Annotated in this window: 1 protein-coding gene; it reads left to right on the forward strand. The window is 39.1% G+C overall.

What is annotated here, in order from left to right; all coding sequences use genetic code 11:
- Positions 1 to 638 (forward strand): transposase (locus HMPREF2637_RS03800; RefSeq protein ID WP_141760016.1); only part of this gene is annotated, 638 nt, incomplete at its 5' end.
- Positions 639 to 655 lie beyond the last annotated feature (17 nt).

Raw genomic sequence — 655 nt, forward strand, 5'->3', positions numbered from 1 at the left:
CATTAAGAGCTATCATCCGTCAGTCTACATCAAAACGCATCTCTGAAAAACGTGTGACTTACTTAGTAGATAAGCTTACAAAACTAGCTAATCAGTCTTATTGTGCGGTCAAGAAAACCTCTCCAATGATGGAAGAGGTCAAATACTATGCAGGGGAGTTACTTAGGCTTTCTGAATATAGAAAAAGTGTTTTAGAGGAGATGGTAACATTGGCTCAACCTTTGCCAGAATACGAGATTCTTCTCTCTATTCCTGGAATAGCTGAAACTACAGCGACAAGCATTATTGGTGAACTTGGTGACATTCGTCGATTTCACTCTGCCAATCAAATCAATGCTTTTATCGGCATTGACCTCAGACACTATGAATCTGGGGACTTTCTAGCCAAGGAACATATCACCAAACGTGGGAATCCCTATGCTAGAAAGATTCTCTTTAAGTGCATTCATAACATAGCTTCAGCTAGCCACAGCAATCCTTGTCATATCGCAGACTTCTATGATAAACGAAAAAGACAATCGCAAGTGACTTCAACCAAACCACACACGATTGCCTCTATACATCGTCTCATCAGAACAATGTATTACCTCATAACGCATAACAAACTTTACGATTATACTTCTACCCAAAATCGGTAAAATTGTTTATGCCATAT

Origin of the sequence: Streptococcus sp. HMSC065H07 (assembly GCF_001837325.1) — a bacterium.
Lineage (GTDB): Bacteria > Bacillota > Bacilli > Lactobacillales > Streptococcaceae > Streptococcus > Streptococcus salivarius_H.